This is a genomic window from Ketobacter sp. GenoA1, from assembly GCF_003671475.1.
Lineage (GTDB): Bacteria > Pseudomonadota > Gammaproteobacteria > Pseudomonadales > Ketobacteraceae > Ketobacter.
Map to the genome: position 1 here is coordinate 161,796 of NZ_RCHM01000044.1, position 20,075 is coordinate 181,870.

A 20,075-nucleotide genomic window follows, 5' to 3' on the forward strand; every position below is an offset into this window, starting at 1 on the left:
TGCTGTAATACTGCTTATGGAATGATGTTTTCAATGGTTCAGGTGCAATCGGATCAACTGACTTTCTTAACCACATAAAATTGACGCTCCTTGGGTATGCGGCCTTCCGCGTCGCACACTTCCTTGATCGCCTCTTCCACAATATCAATGCCTTTCTTCAGGGATTCATCACTGATGATCAACGGTACCAGGAATTTGATCACCTGGTCGTCCGCGCCGCTGGTTTCAATCACCAGATTGTTCTTGAACGCCTTGCGGGTGATCTTCTCCGCCAATTCACCATTAACGCAGTTGATACCCTGGAACATACCGCGGCCCCGTGTGGTGAAGTTGCCTTCACCATACTGATCCACAATGGCGTCCAGGCGCTGTTTAATGTAAGCCCCTTTACGCTTGATCTCTTTACTGAACGCATCGTCCGACCAGAAATGATCGATGGCTGCCTTGGCGGTGACAAATGCCAGGTTGTTGCCGCGGAAGGTGCCATTGTGTTCACCCGGACGCCACTGATCCAGGTCCGGGCGGATCAATACCACGGCGAACGGCAGGCCGTAACCACTCAATGATTTGGACAGGGTGACGATATCCGGTTTGATGCCGGCTTCTTCAAAGCTGAAGAAGGTTCCGGTACGGCCACAACCGGCCTGGATGTCATCCACGATCAGCAGCATGTCATGCTTGCGGCAAACCTGCTCAAGATGACGCAGCCATTCAAAGCTTGCGGCATTGATGCCACCCTCGCCCTGCACCGTTTCCACGATCACGGCCGCTGGCTTGTCGATGCCGCTGCTGGAATCGGACAACACTTTATCCAGATAATGAGTGGTGTCGAAACCATCCCCCAGATAGCCATCAAACGGCATCCGGCTGGTACCACCCAGGCTGACGCCGGCTGCACCGCGGTGATGGGAGTTACCGGTTGTAGCCAGCGAACCCAGGCTGACACCGTGGAATCCGTTGGTGAAGGAGATGATGTTCTCCCGCCCCTTGACGTTACGGGCCAGCTTCAAGGCTGCTTCCACCGCATTGGTTCCGGTAGGCCCGGTGAACTGCACCATATATTCCAGATTGCGCGGCTTCAGAATCTTCTCGTTGAACGATTCCAGAAACTCACCTTTAGCCTGGGTGTGCATGTCCAGGCCATGGGTAATCCCGTCGCGGAGGATATACTCCATCAGTTTTTCTTTGAACACCGGATGATTATGGCCGTAGTTCAGGGTACCGGCACCGGCGAGGAAATCCAGATACTGGTTGCCTTCCTCATCGTACAGAAACTCAGCCTGAGCCTTGTTGAACACGCGGGGGAAAGAGCGTGCATAACTCTGTACTTCCGATTCGATCTCTTCAAAAATTTTCATATTCTTCTCTCCGGTAAAGTTGGCAACATTAGAAACAGTTTTAACGTTCGGCAGCGCCTGGCACTCGAAGGGCCCGATACGGGCCAATAGCTCACTGTCGTGGCTGCCGTTAAAGTGCTGTTCGCGATCGAACATCACACTACGATTCAATTCGGTATCCAGACGCCGAGCGACACCTTCGAACAAGCCCCAGGAGGCATCGTTGTCCGCGGTCACCGTGGTTTCCAAAAACGCCACCTGTTTGCAGGCCGGGCGTGCCAGGATATGCTCGATCATTCTGCCGGCCAGACCCTGGCCGCGAGCAGCCGAACTGACCGCCACCTGCCAGATAAACAGCGTGTTGGGCCGATCAGGCAGTATGTAGCCGGAAATAAACCCCACCAGCTCATCGTGCAGGGTGACCGCCACCGACGTGTCGGCAAAATGGCTGCACTGCAACAAATTGCAGTACATGGAATTGGTGTCCAACGGGGGACATTGGCTGATTAAGTTGTGCACGGACGCCCCATCCTGAGACACAGGCGCGCGGAAACACAGATCTAACTTTTGATTAGGTCGTGGATTCATAATATCAATTTACGCTTCTGGTTAATTAGAGGTCTAAGGGTAAAAGACAGGATAAAAGATGGGAAAATCGGAATGTGCTTGAAATTTCAGCTAAATTAAGCATGGCTCTGCGTTGGTTGCTAAAGTCGAGATACATTGTACTCAAAATAAATTAAATGTCCAGCCCGTGAATCAATTCAGGGCGTCTAATCCCGATTTAGGCCATTTTTGGGCGTTTTTTGTGATTTTGACCCCCCGAGCCCGGATAAAACGTATAATCGCTACCGGTCTAAAATCGATCGAAGGCAGAACACTTTTTCAGGAAGGAACAATCCTTGAGCAATATCGCCGATGTACTGATCGCCCTGCGGCGGGTCATTCGTGCCACTGACCTGCATTCCAAGCACCTGGCCAAAACCACCGGCCTGACCGCGCCGCAAATCATGTTGATGCAGGCCATCCGTAATAAGGGAGAAGCCACCATCGGTGAGTTGGCCCATGACATCAGTCTGAGCCAGGCCACCGTGACCACCATCATGGACCGTTTGGAAAAACGAGGCCTGGTATACCGGCAACGCTCCCAGGCAGACAAACGCAAAGTCCACGCCCACCTGACCGAAACCGCCCATGAGGTGTTGAAAACCGCCCCCCTGCCGCTGCAGGATCAATTCACGCAAAAATTTGAGCGTCTGCAGGACTGGGAGCAATCCATGATCATTGCCGCCCTGCAACGGGTAGCGGAAATGATGGACGCGCAGGAACTGGATGCGGCACCCTTTCTGGAAGTGGGCAAGCTGGACCGCGCGGACCTGAATATCGACCCGCCATCGGAAGGGTAAAGTGACGTGACCCGGAGCGGGGCATCCGGGTTCTTACAAAAAAACACATTTATCGCCCCTGCGCACCAAACCGATGCGCCTTACTCAATCCTATAAAAAATAAACCAAAAAAATGCACCAACTCGATACAAAGCAAATGGACAGCGTTCAATTAAAGCTTCTTGCGCGCCATGAGCCTGCACACTTCTTGACCAGTCTTCTGCACCTTACTAAACCTGTTAAAGACATAAAAATATTTAACCCCGTCACACTTTAACGAGGATTTGCCCGTGAAACGCATCACTTTGTCATGCGCTGGACTCTTATTGTCTGCGATTTCCGGTAGCGCATTTGCAGGAGAGCAGGAACTCATCGTCAACATGAATACGCTGTGGGTGGTTACTGCCTCCGTACTGGTGTTCTTTATGCAGGCTGGCTTTGCCCTGCTGGAATCCGGCAGCACCCGGGCCAAAAATTCCATTAATGTGATGATGAAGAATTTCATCGATGTCTGCCTGGCCAGCCTGGTGTTCTGGACGGTGGGCTATGGGCTGATGTTCGGGCAAAGCAGCACCGGCTGGTTCGGCGAATCCCACTTCATGCTTAATGATGCCTCCCAGCATGACTACACCATGCTGCTGTTCCAATCCATGTTTGCCGCCACCGCCGCCACCATCGTCAGTGGCGCCATTGCCGAGCGGACCAAGTTCACCAGCTATATTGTCTGTGCCGTGGTGGTCACTGCGGCAATTTATCCGATCTACGGTTCCTGGGTATGGAACAGTAATGGCTGGCTGGCACAAAAAGGCTTCGTGGATTTTGCCGGTTCCACCGTGGTGCATTCAGTGGGTGGCTGGTGCGCTCTGGCAGCGGCCATCGTCATTGGTCCACGCCTGGGCCGCTTTGATCGCGCCACCGGTGAACCCCGGGAGATCCCCGGCCACAATTTGTCCCTGGTGGCTCTGGGGGGCTTTATTCTGTGGATGGGATGGTTCGGTTTCAATGCCGGTTCCACCCTGGAGGCGTCTGCAAGCCTCGGCCTTATTGCGTTGAATACGCATCTGGCCGCCTGCGCCGGTGCGGTGGGAACCGTGGTGTACTGTATCCTGGCGCGCCAGCCCGTTCTGCTGACGTCCTGTGTTAACGGCGCATTGGCGGGCCTGGTTGGAATCACCGCCGGCTGCGCGAGCATGGCACCCCAGTACGCGGTGCTCACCGGTTTCATCGCCGGCATGCTGATCGTACCCAGTACCCGCCTGTTACTGTACTGCAAGGTGGATGACGTGGTGGGAGCAATTCCGGTGCACGGTATCGGCGGTGCCTGGGGCACACTGGCAGCAGGCGTGTTTTATCAGGGTGATCTTTTCAATAGCGATCGTATCATGACCCAGCTGGTGGGGGTTGGGGCCGGATTTGTCTGGGCCTTTTTCGGCAGCCTGGTGCTGTTCCATCTGGTGAACCTGGCCATTGGCATGCGAGTGGACAGCGAGCATGAACAACGGGGACTGGATTTTACCGAGCACCATGAAGTGGGGTATCCGGAATTCCATCAACTCACCCAAAGCTTCAAATAACCAAGGAGGTGAGACATGTCCCTGACGGAACGAAAAAACGCATTTTTGGCGGTGCTGGCGGCCAACCTGGACCACGGGGTTCGCGACGAAGTCATGCGCTTCTGGGAAAAGAAATATTCAACCCGGCCGCAATTCGGTGTCAGTGCCTTTCTTGACGAGCTGTACAGCAATTACCGCATCACCATCAAGAAAGGCCAGTTGTTCCGCGAGCTGTCACGGGCCACCCTGTCAGTGGGTGCCGGTGACCGCCCCGGCCGCGACAGTAACAACAGCATCAGCAAGACACTGGAGCCGGAGGCCAGCGAAGTCATCGACAAAAACGGTCTGGTGGTTTTTCAGGCGCTGCAGGATGAGTTTACCGGGCTGGCCAAACCGGCTGATCGCATGAAGATCACCAAAGCTCAGTTTGACGGTATTCAGCAACAACCCTATGACAGCACAAGCATCCGCAGCGTAATGGAATGGTTACGTTCAGGGGCAAAAGCCATGCCCAACCGGGCTGAGCTGGGATTACTGCGCAAACTCTTTAATCTGGGTTATGTGGAAAGCTGCCATTTATACGGGCCGGTAAAAACCGACCAGATGCTGAACGCTGCCTTGCAGAAAACCAACACCATTCCGGAAGCACACATTACACCGCCGGTGTATTTTATATAGACCCGATCGGTACTTGTACCTTACCTGGCTTGCTCCGCACGCAGGTTGAACAGGCTGGCTTACGCCAGCCTTTTTTTTACTCCGGGCGCCATCGCAGCCACAAACTGTATAAAACCGGCAGTACCATCAAGGTCAGCAACACTGCCGTCACCATACCCCCCACCATCGGTGCCGCAATTCGGCTCATGACTTCCGACCCGGTGCCGGTTCCATACATCACCGGCACCAGCCCGACAATGGTGGCAATGGCAGTCATCATCACCGGCCGTACCCGCAAGCTGGCACCCTCCAGTATGGCCGTGCTCAACTGCTGTCGGCTCAATGCCGCGCCCACCTTTGCCGCCTGCTCCTGATAGGATTGCTTCAAGTATTGCAACATGATCACGCCTGTTTCAGCTGCCACACCGGCCAGGGCGATAAAGCCCACTGCGGTTGCCACCGAAAAGTTATAGCCCTCCAGCCACATCAGTGTCACCCCACCCACCATGGCCAGAGGCAGCGTCAGAATGATGATAAACACTTCAGCAAAGCTGCGAAAATTCATGTACAACAGCACCACGATCAGCATCAGGGTCAACGGCACCACGTAGGTCAATTTGGCTTTCGCTCTCTGCATGTATTCATACTGGCCAGCCCAAGTGACGGAGTAACCTGCCGGCAGGTCCAGCTGCGCCTGCACCACTTCCCTGGCTTCCTCCACATAGCCACCCACATCCACGTTTTCAATGTCGATGAAAGTCCAGCCGTTCAACCTGGCGTTTTCACTTTTAATACCCGGCGGCCCCTGTTCAATATACACCTGGGCCACATCACCCAATGACACCACCTGACCGCTGGGTGTGACGATAGGCAGCAGGGCAAGCCGCTCCGGACTGTCACGATAATCCTGCGGATACCGCAAATTGATCGGGTAACGTTCCAGCCCCTCCACGGTTTGCGCCACATTCATGCCGCCGATGGCGGTTGCCACCACCTGCTGTACCTGGGCTATGTTCAGCCCATAGCGGGCGGCCTTTTCCCGCTGAATATCCACCTTGATGTAACGCCCACCGGCCACCCGTTCGGAGTAGACGGAAGCGGTCCCGGGTACCTCCGCCAGAATGGATTCCAGTTGTTGTCCGATTTGTTGAATCATATCCAGGTCCGGGCCCGCCACTTTTATTCCCACCGGCGTTTTAATCCCGGTGGCCAGCATATCAATGCGGGTTTTTATGGGCATTACCCAGGCATTGGTAACACCGGGCAACTTCACCAGGGCATCCAGTTCCTGCTTCAAGCCTTCGGTGGTTAAGCCTTGCCGCCACTCGTCCCTGGGTTTAAGTTGGATAAAGGTTTCAATCATGGTAAGCGGCGCGGGATCGGTGGCGGTTTCGGCGCGCCCCACTTTACCGAACACGTTTTCCACCTCCGGCACTGTGCGAATCAGCTTATCTGTTTGCTGCAGCAACTCCCGGGCCTTGCCGATGGAAATACCCGGGTAGGTGGTGGGCATATACATCAGATCCCCTTCATCCAACGGCGGCATAAATTCGCTGCCGATCTGCTTCAGCGGAATACTGCCCAACAGCGTGATCAGCACTGCAAACAGCAACGTGGTCACCGGAAAGCGCAGCAACAGGGCGATCACCGGCCGGTACAGGGCAATCAACAGGCGATTCACCGGATTGCGTTGTTCAGCAATCACCTTACCCCGGATAAAGTACCCCATCAGCACCGGGACCAGTGTAATGGCCAGGGCGGCAGCGGCCGCCATGGCATAGGTTTTGGTAAACGCCAGAGGCGAAAACATGCGCCCTTCCTGTGCCTCCAGGGTAAACACCGGGATAAAACTGACCGTGATGATCATCAGGCTGAAGAACAAAGCCGGCCCCACTTCGGCCGCGGAATCGGCCACCACCTGCCAGCGATTCTGCGGTGTGAGCGGCGTGCGTTCCATATGCTTGTGCATGTTTTCAATCAACACGATGGCGCCATCGATCATGGCGCCAACGGCGATGGCGATACCACCCAGCGACATGATATTGGCGTTCAATCCCTGCCAGTACATCACAATAAACGCCACCAGGATGCCCACCGGCAAACTGACAATGGCCACCAGGGATGAGCGCACGTGGAGCAGAAACACCACACACACCAGCGCCACCATCAGCAGTTCCTCGCCCAGCTTGTGCCACAGGTTCCGCACCGCGCGCTCGATCAGGTCAGAGCGATCATAAACCGGCACCAACTCCACACCGTCAGGTAAGCCCTGCTTCAGTTGTTCCAACTTGGCTTTCACACCGGCAATAGTCTTTTGCGCGTTTTCACCAAAGCGCATCACCACCACACCGCCGACGGTTTCCCCTTCCCCATTAAGTTCCGCAATACCCCGCCGCATTTGCGGACCAATGGCAATCTCTGACACATCTTTCAACAACAAGGGTGTACCATTCTGGTTCACCCCCAGGGGCACGTTACCAAGATCCTCCGCATTCTGGATGTAGCCGGTGGCGCGCACCATGTATTCGGCTTCGGCCATCTCCACCACGGAGGCGCCCACTTCCTGATTACCCTGTCGAATGGCCAGTTGTATGTGGGATAAAGGAATGCCAAACGCCCGTAACTTGTCCGGGTTTACCTTGACCTGGTATTGCTTGACCATGCCACCCACGGATGCCACTTCCGACACCCCCGGCACCGTCTGCAATTCGTATTTCAAGAACCAATCCTGCAGGGTGCGCAGCTGGCTGATATCGTGCTTGCCACTGCGATCCACCAAGGCGTACAGGTAGACCCAACCGACACCGGTGGCATCCGGGCCCAACTGCGGGCGGGCGTTTTCCGGCAGATTTGCCGCCACCTGACTCAGGTATTCCAATACCCTGCTGCGGGCCCAGTACAGATCGGTTTCTTCATCAAAAATAACGTAGACGTAGGAATCGCCGAAAAAGGAATAACCCCGAACGGTAACCGCGCCGGGCACCGACAGCATGGCGGTGGTCAGGGGGTAGGTTACCTGATCTTCCACCACCTGCGGTGCCTGCCCGGGATAGCTGGTTTTAATGATGACCTGCACATCCGACAAATCCGGGATGGCATCCACCGGGGTATTTTTGAGAGCATAGGCTCCTCCCCCCAGGATCATCACCATGGCCAGTAACACAAAAAACCGGTTGTGAACGGACCAACGAATAATGGCTTCAATCATGGTTCATGGCCTCCTCCATGATATGCAGCTCCGTGACGACAAAATCCCAGTCTTCGGTAATCACAAAGGTGAAATGAATATTCATTCCCGGCTGCAGGGAGCTCATTTCCAGGCTATCGTCAACGGCAAAATCCAGGGTCGCAGGCTCTCTGTTCCACTTGGGGATGGCCTCGCGGGAGATATTCAGTGTCCGGTTACTCCGGTCCACGGCATTGATCACCCCCATCACCTGTGCTTCGCGATCCGGAGGATTCTGGTCTTCATGGTGCATACGTTGGAAATCGGAAGTCTTGGAGGATTCGGAATCCAGCAGGAATTGGGCAGAGGTTACCACCGTTTCCTCCGCCGCCAGGCCCTGCAGGATCTCCACGCGATCTTCCCCCATGCGCCCGACTGTTACGTTAATCGATTTAAAACGGCCTTCTCCCAATGCCAACACCACCCGATCGGTTTTTCCGGTACGGATCAGCGCTTCGCGCGGAATCAGTACATTGCTGCTGTCGGCACGGGCATGGATTACAACCTGGGCAAACATGTTCGGCTTCAGTTCCCGCTGGGGATTGGCAAAACGCATGCGCACCTGGATGGTTCGGGTCTTTTCATCCAAGGTCGGATACACATAGTCCACACGGCCATTCCACTCACGCCCCGGCAGATAATCCAGGGTCATGGTGACCGTAGCACCCACTTTTACCAGAGAGGCCTGGCGCTCAAACACATCGGCCTCCACCCAAACCTCATCCAGTGAACCAATGGACATGACGGTGGTGCCCGGTTGCACATAAAAGCCTTCACGGATATTGAGATTATCCACCACCCCACTCTGGGGGGAATACATGGTAACGGTTTGACTGACCCGCCCGTTTTTGCGCAGCGCGGCAATGGTGCCCGCGGACAACTGCAACGCCTCGAGACGGTCATGAGCAGCCTTGATCAAGCGTTGATTGTTGCGATCCAGCGCCAACAGATATTCTTCCTGGGCGTTCACCAACTCCGGCGCGTACAGATCATAGAGCGGCTGCCCGCGGGTAACCGGATCACCTTCGGCTTTCACGTGAAGTTTCTCCACCCAACCCTGCACCCGGGGATGAATGTGAATCAGGGCATCCTGATTGTACTGCACATAACCCACCGTATTGATCTCGGTGTGTAAAGTACCACTGGCAGCCGGTTGAGTACGCACACCCAGGTTATTCACCACTTCCGGTGAAATCGAGATGGTGCCCGGCCCGGCATCACCGGCGCTGCTGTCTTCGGCATACACCGGGATCAAATCCATCCCCATCGGCGATTTGCCCGGCTGATCCCGTTTGTAATTCGGATCCATGGGCGCCACCCAATACAGGGGTTTTTGTTCATCGCTGGCGGCCATATCACCGCCACCGGATTTTGGCATCAATTGCCAGGTCATCAATGCCCCCACGGCGATGCCGCCAACCAGCCAGGCTATACTGAGTGCCAATTTATTCATGGTGAGATTCCCCTGTTTGATCCGCAACACTGCCCGCGAAGTAATAATTTAATTGCGCAACCAACTGCTGGCGCCGGGCCGCAATGGCAAGCGCATCGATTTCGGCATTGAGTTCGGCGATCCGCGCCCGCATCACCTCTGCAAAATCACCACTGTCATTGGTGTAGGCGGTGAGCGATGCTTCCGCCTGCTCATGCATTTGCGGCAGCAGGCGGGATTTATACAATTCATGGCGCTCGTTGAGCCGCTGCCATTGCGCCCGCGCCTCGTCAAACTCGGACAACATGGTTTTCAGCCGCAACCACTTGCGGGTTTTTTCTGTTTCCACCTTTGCCACGGCTGCAGATACCTGGCGATCCTGACGATTACCGGTGAACAGCGGCATATCAAAACTGACACCGATGGAGAAAAAATCCGCACGCTGATTGCCCATGGGATCGTCGTCACGGTAACCATAACTGGCATTCACCCCCCACTCCGGCTTATAGCGTTGCCGGGCCAGGTCTGCCTCGGCATGACTGGCCAGAATATCCTGCTCCAGCTTGCGCACAGAGGGATGCTCAAGAAAGCGTGAGGCAAGCTGTTGCCAGTCACTGTGTTGTTGCTCCAGCAGCTGTGCTGGAGCCAGCATGGTGATCTGGGGCAACGCGCGGGGCAATCCATAGGCCGGTTTTGCCGCCCTGAAAGCCGGCCCCGTATCGGACTGCGCCCCCACCTCCCCAACATCACCGACCCACTGACTCAATTGCGCCAGACTGGCATCCTGTTGCTGCTGCAGCTGGGTCAGGCGATCCTCCAAGCGGGTCAACTCCAACTGGGCCCGGATCACATCCTGCTGCCGGGTACGCCCCACCGCTGACGAATAACTGCTTTGGGTGATCTCCAGCATTTGTTCAAACAAGAAACGGTTGCGGTTAATCAGTGCGATGGACTCTTGGGTGCGCCAGGCTTCCAACCATAACCAGCTCACCCGCCGCCTCAGTTCCGCCTCCCGCTCCTCGCGTTCAAACGGCTTGCCGGCTCGGCTTAACTGCAGTTGTTTGCGCTGCAGCGCCAACTGGTCACCGCGGGGGAACATCTGGGTCACCCCCACTTTAAATTGGGTCATGGGTTCCTGATCGAAATCCCAGGTATTGGTGGGCAAATTGGCGAAGGCAACACTGACCTTGGGATCCGGCAGTGAACCGGATGCCACACTCAGGTCGTTCAGCGCCTGCTCGGCATGACGGTTCCCCTCTAGCCAGGGATCCTGTTGTCGGGCCAGTGCAATGGCTCGCTCAAGGGACAGGGAGCCGGTCGCCCCGGGTTGATCGGATAGGGGTTCAGCAACCACGGCACTGCCAACACACAGCCCAACGGCACAAACCCAGCATGAAATGCGTTTCAATTGTGGACGTATCATAACGGCCCCGAATCAAGTTAATACGAGTAGCCCGACAGACAACATCGGACAGACGGATTTATCCTGAGTCAGGCCGCGATGGGCGGTTTCAACAACAGTGCAATGTGGAGGTGGGTATAGAGATTGGATGCAGTGGGGATGGCTTCCGCCCCACCGCTGGTGAAGGCCAACACTGGTGCCGGTGACGCTGCCCCGTGGCCTGCGCCACAGGCGGCCATGGGGCAACTGCAGCGCTGTTGACAACAATCCGGCTCCAGCGCTGGGGCAGCAGCGCCAATGCTGTTATCAAGCAATGCCACCGGGCTCTGCAACAGAGCGGGTGTGGCAGCGGGGGCCTGGATTTGACCGGTTACGTAATCGGTCGCTGGGGAAGGTTGGTGACAATGCGCGGCCGCTACCGACGAGGCACCCAACAACGCCCCCATCATGCTGAGCAACAGCAGGAGGGTTTGCGCCAGCTTGGAGAACAGCCTGTCAGATGGAAAGCGATGGGGCACTGGGTATATCAACCGTAAATTATACTAACCAGCCCATAGAATAATGCATCCTGCAGCCTCTGGAAAGCCCGGCTGCAGGATAACCTGACTTGGATCAGCGGCTTGGATTAACGCCCCACGATACCGCGGGAAATCACCTCTTTCATGATTTCCGAAGATCCGGCATAGATAGTCTGAATACGGGCGTCGACGTAAAACCGGGAAATCGGATACTCAACGGTATAGCCGTAACCACCGAACATCTGCAGGCATTCGTTCACCGCCCGCAGTTGCATTTCGGTGGTGGCCAGCTTCAGCACCGCCGCATCATCAACCGTCATCTTGCCGGCCTTGAACTTGGTAATGTTTTTCTCCAACAGCGCCAGGTTCAGTTCGATGTCGGTCTTCACGTCGGCCAGCTTAAAGCGGGTGTTCTGGAACTTGGCAATGGGCTGGCCGAAGGCCTGACGTTCCTGCACATAGGCCGCCGCCAGATCCAGAGCCCCCTGGGCAGCACCCACGGCCTGGGTAGAACAGCCCAAACGCTCTCGGGGCAGCTCTTCCATCAGATACACAAAGCCTTTGCCTTCTTCGCCCAACAGTGCATCGGCGGGAACACGCAAATCACTGAAGAACAGTTCCGCGGTATCACTGGAATGCTGGCCGATTTTTTCGATCTTTTTGCCGGTGGAAAAGCCCGGCAACGAGGTGTCCACCAGGAACAGGGAGATGCCTTTGGCTCCGGCTTTGGGGTCGGTTTTGGCGCACACGATCACCATGTCGGCGTGAATGCCGTTGGTGATAAAAACCTTGGAGCCGTTCAGCACGTACTCGTCGCCGTCTTTCACTGCGGTGGTACGCAGCGCGGCCAGATCACTGCCGGCACCGGGTTCGGTCATGGCAATCGCCGTCACCACTTCACCGGTCACCATCTTGGGCAACCACTGGGCTTTCTGGGCTTCGGTGCCGATATTGTTCACATAGGGGGCGCAGATGTTGGCGTGAATGTTATAGCCCGTTGCCAGGCCGGCATAACCCAGCCGGGACATTTCCCACATGATCATCTGGGCCACGTCAAAACTGGCTCCGGCAGAACCGTATTCTTCCGGCATATCCACCAGCAACAAACCGGCGGCACCCATGGTGTTCCAGACTTCACGGGGCATCATGTGGTTCTTTTCCCACTCTTCAAAATGGGGTTCGATTTCCTGTTCCAGGAACCGCAAAACCATGTCACGAAACAGATCCAGTTCTTCGTTTTGTGCGCTCATGGGGGCCTCTTCCAAAATGGGTGAATGATAGGCTGCAGATTGGGCTGCATCGGGTATAGCAGTGTGGACCAGGTTCGGCCGGGCCTCAATGATGGATCGTGTCATTTAATTAGCATATTCGGACCAACAACCCCATTTTAGATGAAATTTAGCCCCTATTAGGGCATTATTACCCTGAATATTTACCTATTTCGGACATTTGATGGGATGATCAAACCCCATTACACCAATCATACCGTCTCCATTCACTTCGCCCGCGCCTACCTGCAACGGGGCCGCAGCCTGGGTCTGGATTGCCAAGCACTGATGGAATACGCCGCCCTGACCCCCGCCCTGCTGGCGGACGATCAGGCACGACTGGCCCCGTACCAACTGGCGCGCCTGCTGCACCGGGTAATGGTGGACAGTGACGATGAGTTTATGGGGCTGGCGGCGGCCCGGGCACGCTTCGGCATTTTCACGTTGCTGGCAGAACGCCTGATACATTGCCCGACCCTGCGGGATGTGTTGGTGGAAACCGGCCGTTTTTACCGGCTGGTCACCGGTTCGGTGCTGTTTGATGTGCGCGAAGCGGCGGATGAAACCCGTCTGCAGCTGCGCATGGCCGAGCCGGAGAAAGATCCGGACTTTGTCATGACCGAGCTGCTGATGTTGATCTGGCACCGGTTTCCTTCCTGGTTGATCGCCGAGGTGATCCCCCTGAACGCGGTGCATATGATCATGCCGGCACCGGCACACCAGGCCGAATACCCGTTGCTGTTCCCGTGCCCGGCCCAGTTCCAGCAAGCGGAAAACGCTCTGCTGTGGCCCACTTATATGATGGAGCGCCCGGTGCAACGAACCGACGCTCAACTGCGGCGCTATCTGGCCAAGGTGCCCCTGGTTTGGTTCCGCAAACTGCAGTTTGCCGAACAACTTACCGAACGGGTGACCCACCTGTTAAAGCACTGCGATAATCTGCAGCGCATCTCGGTGGAGGACGTTGCCGCCCAACTGCATATGACCTCGCGCACACTGCGCCGCAAACTCACCGCCGAGGGCACCCAGTTTCAATCCCTGAAAGATACCGTGCGGCGGGAAAAAGCCATTTTCTGGTTAAGCCAGAATGCCTCCATCAAGGAGGTTGCACGCCATACCGGATACACAGAAACGGCTTCGTTTGTGCGCGCTTTTAAAAATTGGACCGGCCTGTCCCCGGGGCAATACAAACGCAAAATCAATGCCCAATAACGCGCAGACAGGCTCTACTCAGGCATATGAGGCGGATCAAAGTCCGTGTTATCCAAAGCAGCGGCAGACTGCAGCACCTGTAAGCGCGCCTGCAGCGCCTGCACGTGTTCAGCCTCTTCTCCGGCAAACCGGCTGGCCAATTCCGCCAGGGCCGGGTTGCCACTGCGCCTGGCCACATCCTCATAAAAGCCCCGCGCGTTCTGCTCCACCTCCAACGCCACCTGCAGGGCCTGCTCCGCGGTCATCAGGTAATGCACCCGGGCATAGTGGAATACTTCCGGTGATTCCTCCTGGGGCCAGCTGTATTCCCAGGCCCGCAGAGAGGGCAAGGTTCTGCCCTGGCACAGAGCCTCTACCGCCAGGGCATGATGCTCGCTGTAGGCGGCCAACTCCAGCAGCAAACCCTGCAATTCACGGTTGTTGTGCACGTCCATGGTGTTGGCCAGCTCATACAACCGCTGCGCTGCCTCCTGCTCCAGCGCCACGCTGTGGGCCAGAAACAACGCCTCATCTTCATACAGTGTAGTCACAGTCTGAACCCCTCCCGCAGGTCGGCCGCAGCGGCCGCTGCATGAACCGAGGGCCAGACCGGGCGCGGATTGCGGTAGAAAATACCTTTACCAAAGCCATCATCCCCATGTAGAAAGCGCGCTGCTGCCACCGGATCCCGGGTGCAATGGTCTTCCTGGTGCACCCGTTCCTTCCATGCCGCCTGCTCAGGGCAGAAGGTCACGCACTGACTCAGCACCTGCACAAATGCAAACCCCGGATGCTGCACGGCTTCAAACAGGATCTGCGCCAAACCATTGGGATCGCCGGAATGCCCGCGGGCGATGAAACTGGCCCCGGCCGCCAAGGCGATGGCACAGGGCTGGAACGGACGCACTTCCGGGCCATGGGGTGTCAGTTTGCTGTGTTCCCAATGCTCCGGTGTGGTGGGTGACGCCTGTCCTTTGGTCATGCCGTAGACTTCGTTATCCATGACCACGTACACGATATCCACATTGCGACGACAGGCATGCAGGAAGTGGTTGCCACCGATGGAAAAGCCATCACCATCGCCCCCCAGCGCCATCACATTGAGCTCCGGACGTGCCACTTTCAGCCCCGCCGCCAGCGGCAACGCGCGGCCGTGGACACCGTGAAAACCGTAGCTGCTGACATAGGCGGGCAACCGGGACGAGCAGCCGATACCGGACACCAGCACGGCGTTTTCCGGTGCCTGCTCGAGGGCAGCGAACGCCTTGGTGATGGCGTTGAGCACACTGTAATGTCCGCAGCCCGGACACCAGATGGGTTTGACACCGGATTTATATTGCCTGGCTTTCAGCATGACGCATCTCCTTCACCTGACGCACCAGTTCCCCGGGCGTAAACAGTCGCGGACCGGGGCGATGATAACTGCAAAACGACAGCCCGAATGAGCGCAAATAACGGGCAAACTGCCCTTGATGATTCTGCTCGATCACCACCACTTGCTTTACTTCATCCATGCACTGTCGGATCTGCGCAAGCGGTGGTGGTGATAACAACCTTATACCCACCACGTTCACCGGCAGCGACTCACCCAGCAGTATCTGCTGGGCTTCCAGGGCAATGGGATAGAGCGAACCGAAACACAGAATCAACAGCTCTGCACCCTGTTGCCGGCAGCATTCCCCCCAATGGGGGGAATCCACCAGGCTTTCCAGTTTGCGCTGCCGTTTGTCCAACTGGGTTTGGTGATCCTGTGCCTTGGCCGACGGCAGCGCCTGTTCAGAATGCTCCAGGCCATCGGCGGTGTACATGCCGCCGGCTTGCCCGGGCAGCGCCACCGGTGAGACACCGTTGTCGGTATTGAGGTAACGGAAATAGTCGCCGCCCTCTGCCGGCGGCAGGGAGGCGCTGACCGGCTCCGCCTTGAAAGCCCCCTCCGCCAGTGGTGGCAAAATCTGCATGGACTGCCCCAGAAACTGATCCGACAACACGATCGACAGGGTCTGGCGCTCACTGGCTACCGCCACCGCCCAGCCCAGGGTGTGGTGACAGTCCGCAATGGTGAGGGCCGCCATCACCACATGGGGGGCATCGCCATGGAGGCCGTAGACCGCCAGGTTAAAATCACTTTGCTCACTCTTGGTGGGAATGCCGGTGGAAGGGCCACCCCGCATCACGTTCAGAATCACCAGGGGCGTTTCACTGGCCACCGCCAACCCCATGGCCTCAGCCATCAAGGCCAGGCCCGGACCGGAGGTTGCCGTCATCGCCGGTACGCCGCCAAAGCCCGCCCCGATGGCCATGTTGATGGCAGCCAATTCATCCTCCGCCTGCACCAGGTGCCCACCCTGCTGCTCAATTCTGCCCGCCATCCATTCCAGCGCATCGGACGCCGGGGTAATGGGATAGGCGGCCACAAAACGAATACCGGCCTCCAGCGCGCCCAGCCCGGCCAGTTGATTGCCGGTGGCCAGCCAGCGTTCGCCCCTCTCTTGCTCCCTCTCTTTGCCCCTCTCACCCCCCGTGACGGCAGCGGGTGCCGCCAGGGCAAGGGGCGACACCGTATGCAGGTGGCTTCCAGCCTGGGCAACCCGACGGATGAGCGCCAGGGTATCCGCACCGTGGTGTTGGAGCCGTTGCTCCAGCGCACGCTCAATCTGTCCGCCATCGCAGCCCAGCCAGCTGCCCAGGTAGCCGAGCGCCGCAATGTTGCTGTGGGCGGAACCCTGTTGCCGGGCCAGACCGCTGAAATCCAGCCTGGTGGCACTCTGTAACGCCGCCGGCGCGGTACCGGCCGCAGTATCCTCAATGATCAACGTCGTATCCGTCAGCGGAATTTCATCGGCAAAACGCTGGAAGTTGGTCCAGTCCAGCACCAGCAGCAGATCAATGGTCTCACCAAAGCTGGCCAGTGGGCGGGGGCCCAGGCGCACTATGGCTGCCGATTCGCCACCGCGTATCTGGGGGCCGAAGGTTTTTCTCAAAATGCCGTACAAGCCAAGCCGGGCGGCAACCTGCAACACCATTTCGCCCAGGGCGACCACGCCGGTGCCCCCGGAACCAGTGAGGGCAATGGTTACATTTTTCATGCGGCAACAACCGTTCCTGTGGTGGGTAAAGGAAGGGAACACTTTAACACTTTCAAGCAGCAGACAACTTGCTCTGGCTCAAGGGCAGACAAATTGTAAGAAAACATAAAATTTACCCCGGCCTTTGCGTCCGCAACTGGCCAACCCCAGGCCGCGCCTTTAGAATGGCTGCAAACCAAGGCATCACCCTCCGGGAAAAGTACAAGGGTATCAACACAAAAGGGTTCAACAATGGTCATTTCACCCAGGGTTAAAGGATTTATCTGTACCACATCTCACCCGACAGGCTGCGCGGCCAATGTGCAAAGGCAGATCGAATTTGTTAAACAACAGGGCAACATCGCCGACGCCCCGAAACGGGTGTTGGTGATCGGTGCCTCCACCGGCTATGGACTGGCTTCCCGCATCACTGCCGCGTTTGGTGGTGGCGCCAGCACCGTGGGCGTTTTTTTCGAGAAACCGGCATACGGCAAGCGCACCGCTTCCGCAGGCTGGTATAACGCCGCCGCATTCCAGCAGGCTGCCGATGAAGCGGGCCTGTACTCCAAGAATATAAACGGCGATGCCTTTTCTCACGCGATCAAAGCCAAGGCAATTGATCTGATCAAACAGGATCTGGGGCAGGTGGATCTGGTGGTATACAGCCTGGCCTCCCCCCGCCGCCAGCACCCGGACACCGGGGCGGTGTATTCATCCACCTTGAAGCCCATCGGCAAGGCAGTCACCCAGACCGGCCTGGATACCGACAAGGAAATCATCAAGCAATTCACCCTGGAACCTGCCACCCAGGACGAGATCGACAATACGGTTGCCGTGATGGGCGGTGAAGACTGGGAAATGTGGATGGCGGCTTTGGATAAAGCAGGGGTTCTGGCGGCCGGCTGTAAAACCACCTCGTACACCTATGTGGGCGAAGACATCACCCGCGACATTTATTGGGATGGCACCATCGGTGCTGCCAAGAAAGACCTGGATCGGGCCGCCGCTGCCCTGCGCGACAAGGGCTTTGATGCGCGGGTTTCTGTTTTGAAAGCCGTCGTTACCCAGTCCAGCGCTGCGATTCCCGTGATGCCGCTGTATCTGGCACTGCTGTTCCGCGTCATGAAGGAACAGGGTACCCACGAAGGCTGCATCGAACAGATCTATCGCCTGTTCGATGAATGCCTGTATAACACCCAGCCCCGGCGGGACAGCGATGGCCGTAATCGCGTGGATGAAAAAGAGGTGACGCCGGAAGTACAACAAGAAGTGGCGGCGTTATGGCCTCAGGTCACCACGGAGAACCTCAATGACATCAGTGATTTTCGCGGCTTTCGCACCGAGTTCATGCAATTGTTTGGCTTCAATGTGGAGGGTGTCGATTATGATGCGGAGGTGGACCCTAACGTAGCGCTGAATAATCTGCTGGATTGATTCGCCTCGGGCGTTCTCTTCGCTGCAATAAAAAAGGCCGCTGATCACCGCGGCCTTTTTTATTGCAGCTTTTCAACGACTGTTCACCCGCTTCCAATGGTGATAAACCGCGTGCCGCTGGCCCACTCTTTCTTTGGCAAGAGCACTTAGCTCCCGCCAACGCAGAGTCATACCAAACAACCAGCGGCTGCCATAAACCCGTATCTTTTCCGGCAATGAATAATGGATAATTCGGTGCTTGTACAGATACATACTGACACTGCCCCACACGCCCCACCAGGTCACAGGGTTCATGCCCTTGCCCCACTTGGTGGTGAAGTCATCCATCAGCATGACACTCATCTTCAAATCACGGTACTTGGGCTGCACAAAGCTGAAGCCGGTATCCTGAAAGCCGACGGTTTTGTACATATCCATCAGGTATTTGTCGCTGCTGATCACAATGTAGTTGCGACCGTTCATCATGGCATAGGTATAAATGTGCTCGAACATGCCGTGCAGAATATCCGTATCACGGTAGCCTTTATCCAGACACAGTGCCGCCACTTCGAAGGTCTGCTCGTATGGTGGCAGCTGACTGAAATCCGATTCCTGCATGAGCACTTCCACTTCCATGGGTTGCTCGCCGCGCTTGCCTATAATAATCGTGGCGGTGCCAATTGCCCTGCCCTGGTGGTAAACCACCAGAATACGGCTATAACGATCAAAGAAATAAGACAGCTTCTTTAGCGGCGCATCCGCAGCCACTTTTCTGACGGCCGCGTAATTGCGCCGCCTCAGATCCAGCACATCTTCATATTCCTGCTGGGTTTCCACAAACTTGAACTGCACGAAACCTTTGACAAAATAGGACCGCAACCCCGAGCGCCTCAGTTCCCGTGGTGTTTTCTTCAGGTAGTGAAAACAATACTGTGCCAATTGTTTTTCCACGGCCTTGGTCAGCGCTTCAAAACGGACAAAGCAGCGTTGCCCGTTGTGCTCATCGGATGACACCTCCGAGACATAGCCGTCGATGGTTTTGTCGCCGTCAAACACACCCAACCGTAAGGTGATGCGCATGCCGCTGAACAAGACACAGGCCAAATCGATCCCGGTGAGATAAAACCCCCGGGCAGACAGGCTCTCGACATTGAAATAAAAATTCTGCCGATAGAAAAACGGATGCTGAAACTGCCCCCGAATCGTATCCTGCGAAGACAACTCAATCGGTGTCAGATGTTGGTGTCCGTCAGCATTATCATGCACGATAACCGCAGACAGTTTGATGGTATCACCGGTTTGTTGCTTATCGATGATCCAACCCTGAACGTTGTAACTGACGTCCATCAATGGACTGACTATCAGTTTGATCGGGTCACGAACATTTACCTGAGCCTCATGCTCCGCAGGCAACTCGATTGCAAACCCCAAACTGGAAATATCCAGCAAAGTTACAGAAACTCGGACCGACCCAGCCACCCAAGTCGCATCCACCCCATGATTTCCATTCAATTGTTGCCGAACAATACGGCGCCCTTCCCTAGATGAAAACTTAACAGTGGTTTCCATATAGGCTACGTCTTTTCAGGTTGCATTAAATAACAAGTCCGCTACGGTGCGGGCACTGT

General features: G+C 56.3%; 15 protein-coding genes and 1 pseudogene. 5 read left to right on the forward strand and 11 right to left on the reverse strand.

From position 1 onward, the window contains the following. Nucleotides 1–53 precede the first annotated feature (53 nt). Together ectB and ectA are read right to left on the reverse strand one after the other, a co-directional pair. On the reverse strand, nucleotides 54–1,358 hold the full coding sequence (ectB, locus tag D9N13_RS20020) for a diaminobutyrate--2-oxoglutarate transaminase (protein WP_290593855.1): 1,305 nt from the start codon (nucleotides 1,356–1,358) through the stop codon (nucleotides 54–56). A gap of 75 nt (nucleotides 1,359–1,433) precedes the next feature. Next, a pseudogene (gene ectA / locus D9N13_RS20025) lies at nucleotides 1,434–1,925 on the reverse strand (diaminobutyrate acetyltransferase); the annotation flags it as partial. A 314-nt stretch (nucleotides 1,926–2,239) separates the two neighbouring features. Here ectA and D9N13_RS20030 point away from each other — a divergent pair. The 3 genes from D9N13_RS20030 (at nucleotide 2,240) to D9N13_RS20040 (ending at nucleotide 4,953) form a co-directional block, all read left to right on the forward strand. Beyond that, the gene (locus D9N13_RS20030; protein ID WP_290593659.1) at nucleotides 2,240–2,743 is read left to right on the forward strand and encodes a MarR family winged helix-turn-helix transcriptional regulator; all 504 of its coding nucleotides are present in this window, start codon (nucleotides 2,240–2,242) and stop codon (nucleotides 2,741–2,743) included. Nucleotides 2,744–3,012: 269 nt separating this feature from the next. Further along, nucleotides 3,013–4,296: an ammonium transporter gene (locus tag D9N13_RS20035; protein ID WP_290593661.1), complete on the forward strand. Its 1,284-nt coding sequence runs from the start codon at nucleotides 3,013–3,015 to the stop codon at nucleotides 4,294–4,296. Nucleotides 4,297–4,311: 15 nt separating this feature from the next. Beyond that, nucleotides 4,312–4,953: a hypothetical protein gene (locus D9N13_RS20040; protein ID WP_290593663.1), complete on the forward strand. Its 642-nt coding sequence runs from the start codon at nucleotides 4,312–4,314 to the stop codon at nucleotides 4,951–4,953. A gap of 76 nt (nucleotides 4,954–5,029) precedes the next feature. Here D9N13_RS20040 and D9N13_RS20045 read toward each other — a convergent pair whose 3' ends face one another. From D9N13_RS20045 to D9N13_RS20065, 5 genes are all read right to left on the reverse strand, one after another. After that, nucleotides 5,030–8,140, reverse strand: a complete 3,111-nt coding sequence (locus tag D9N13_RS20045; protein ID WP_290593665.1) for an efflux RND transporter permease subunit — start codon at nucleotides 8,138–8,140, stop codon at nucleotides 5,030–5,032. Then, complete coding sequence (locus D9N13_RS20050) at nucleotides 8,133–9,611, reverse strand: efflux RND transporter periplasmic adaptor subunit (RefSeq protein ID WP_290593667.1); 1,479 nt, start codon at nucleotides 9,609–9,611, stop codon at nucleotides 8,133–8,135. The genes D9N13_RS20045 and D9N13_RS20050 overlap by 8 nt, the downstream gene beginning before the upstream one ends. Then, on the reverse strand, nucleotides 9,604–11,013 hold the full coding sequence (locus D9N13_RS20055) for a TolC family protein (protein WP_290593669.1): 1,410 nt from the start codon (nucleotides 11,011–11,013) through the stop codon (nucleotides 9,604–9,606). The genes D9N13_RS20050 and D9N13_RS20055 overlap by 8 nt, the downstream gene beginning before the upstream one ends. A gap of 68 nt (nucleotides 11,014–11,081) precedes the next feature. After that, on the reverse strand, nucleotides 11,082–11,510 hold the full coding sequence (locus D9N13_RS20060) for a hypothetical protein (protein ID WP_290593671.1): 429 nt from the start codon (nucleotides 11,508–11,510) through the stop codon (nucleotides 11,082–11,084). Between the two features lie 107 nt (nucleotides 11,511–11,617). Continuing rightward, complete coding sequence (locus D9N13_RS20065; protein ID WP_290593673.1) at nucleotides 11,618–12,760, reverse strand: acyl-CoA dehydrogenase family protein; 1,143 nt, start codon at nucleotides 12,758–12,760, stop codon at nucleotides 11,618–11,620. Nucleotides 12,761–12,967: 207 nt separating this feature from the next. Between D9N13_RS20065 and D9N13_RS20070 the strand changes: the two genes are divergently transcribed. After that, nucleotides 12,968–13,990 carry an AraC family transcriptional regulator gene (locus D9N13_RS20070; RefSeq protein ID WP_290593675.1) on the forward strand — a complete coding sequence of 341 codons (1,023 nt, stop codon included), beginning with the start codon at nucleotides 12,968–12,970 and terminating at the stop codon, nucleotides 13,988–13,990. Between the two features lie 14 nt (nucleotides 13,991–14,004). On the opposite strand, the gene D9N13_RS20075 is transcribed toward D9N13_RS20070, so the two are convergent. From D9N13_RS20075 to D9N13_RS20085, 3 genes are read right to left on the reverse strand one after another with little or no spacing between them, the layout of a single operon-like run. Beyond that, complete coding sequence (locus D9N13_RS20075) at nucleotides 14,005–14,520, reverse strand: ferritin-like domain-containing protein (RefSeq protein WP_290593677.1); 516 nt, start codon at nucleotides 14,518–14,520, stop codon at nucleotides 14,005–14,007. Then, nucleotides 14,517–15,323, reverse strand: a complete 807-nt coding sequence (locus D9N13_RS20080; RefSeq protein ID WP_290593679.1) for a 2-oxoacid:ferredoxin oxidoreductase subunit beta — start codon at nucleotides 15,321–15,323, stop codon at nucleotides 14,517–14,519. The genes D9N13_RS20075 and D9N13_RS20080 overlap by 4 nt, the downstream gene beginning before the upstream one ends. Further along, entirely contained in the window at nucleotides 15,301–17,055 is a 1,755-nt protein-coding gene (locus D9N13_RS20085; RefSeq protein ID WP_290593681.1) for a 2-oxoacid:acceptor oxidoreductase subunit alpha, read from the reverse strand. Before D9N13_RS20085 ends, D9N13_RS20080 begins: the two co-directional genes overlap by 23 nt. 231 nt (nucleotides 17,056–17,286) lie before the next feature. On the opposite strand from D9N13_RS20085, the gene fabV reads away from it, so the two are divergent. Next, nucleotides 17,287–18,468: an enoyl-ACP reductase FabV gene (gene fabV, locus D9N13_RS20090; protein ID WP_290593683.1), complete on the forward strand. Its 1,182-nt coding sequence runs from the start codon at nucleotides 17,287–17,289 to the stop codon at nucleotides 18,466–18,468. A gap of 72 nt (nucleotides 18,469–18,540) precedes the next feature. Here fabV and D9N13_RS20095 read toward each other — a convergent pair whose 3' ends face one another. Continuing rightward, nucleotides 18,541–20,016, reverse strand: coding sequence for an N-acyl amino acid synthase FeeM domain-containing protein (locus tag D9N13_RS20095; RefSeq protein ID WP_290593685.1), 1,476 nt, complete (start codon nucleotides 20,014–20,016; stop codon nucleotides 18,541–18,543). Nucleotides 20,017–20,075 lie beyond the last annotated feature (59 nt).

Coding starts and splice junctions, on each gene's coding strand:
- ectB (WP_290593855.1), bottom strand. CDS start 1,358: ATGAAAATTTTTGAAGAGATCGAATCGGAAGTACAGAGTTATGCACGC.
- D9N13_RS20040 (WP_290593663.1), top strand. CDS start 4,312: ATGTCCCTGACGGAACGAAAAAACGCATTTTTGGCGGTGCTGGCGGCC.
- D9N13_RS20045 (WP_290593665.1), bottom strand. CDS start 8,140: ATGATTGAAGCCATTATTCGTTGGTCCGTTCACAACCGGTTTTTTGTG.
- D9N13_RS20050 (WP_290593667.1), bottom strand. CDS start 9,611: ATGAATAAATTGGCACTCAGTATAGCCTGGCTGGTTGGCGGCATCGCC.
- D9N13_RS20055 (WP_290593669.1), bottom strand. CDS start 11,013: ATGATACGTCCACAATTGAAACGCATTTCATGCTGGGTTTGTGCCGTT.
- D9N13_RS20065 (WP_290593673.1), bottom strand. CDS start 12,760: ATGAGCGCACAAAACGAAGAACTGGATCTGTTTCGTGACATGGTTTTG.
- D9N13_RS20070 (WP_290593675.1), top strand. CDS start 12,968: ATGATCAAACCCCATTACACCAATCATACCGTCTCCATTCACTTCGCC.
- D9N13_RS20080 (WP_290593679.1), bottom strand. CDS start 15,323: ATGCTGAAAGCCAGGCAATATAAATCCGGTGTCAAACCCATCTGGTGT.
- D9N13_RS20085 (WP_290593681.1), bottom strand. CDS start 17,055: ATGAAAAATGTAACCATTGCCCTCACTGGTTCCGGGGGCACCGGCGTG.
- fabV (WP_290593683.1), top strand. CDS start 17,287: ATGGTCATTTCACCCAGGGTTAAAGGATTTATCTGTACCACATCTCAC.
- D9N13_RS20095 (WP_290593685.1), bottom strand. CDS start 20,016: ATGGAAACCACTGTTAAGTTTTCATCTAGGGAAGGGCGCCGTATTGTT.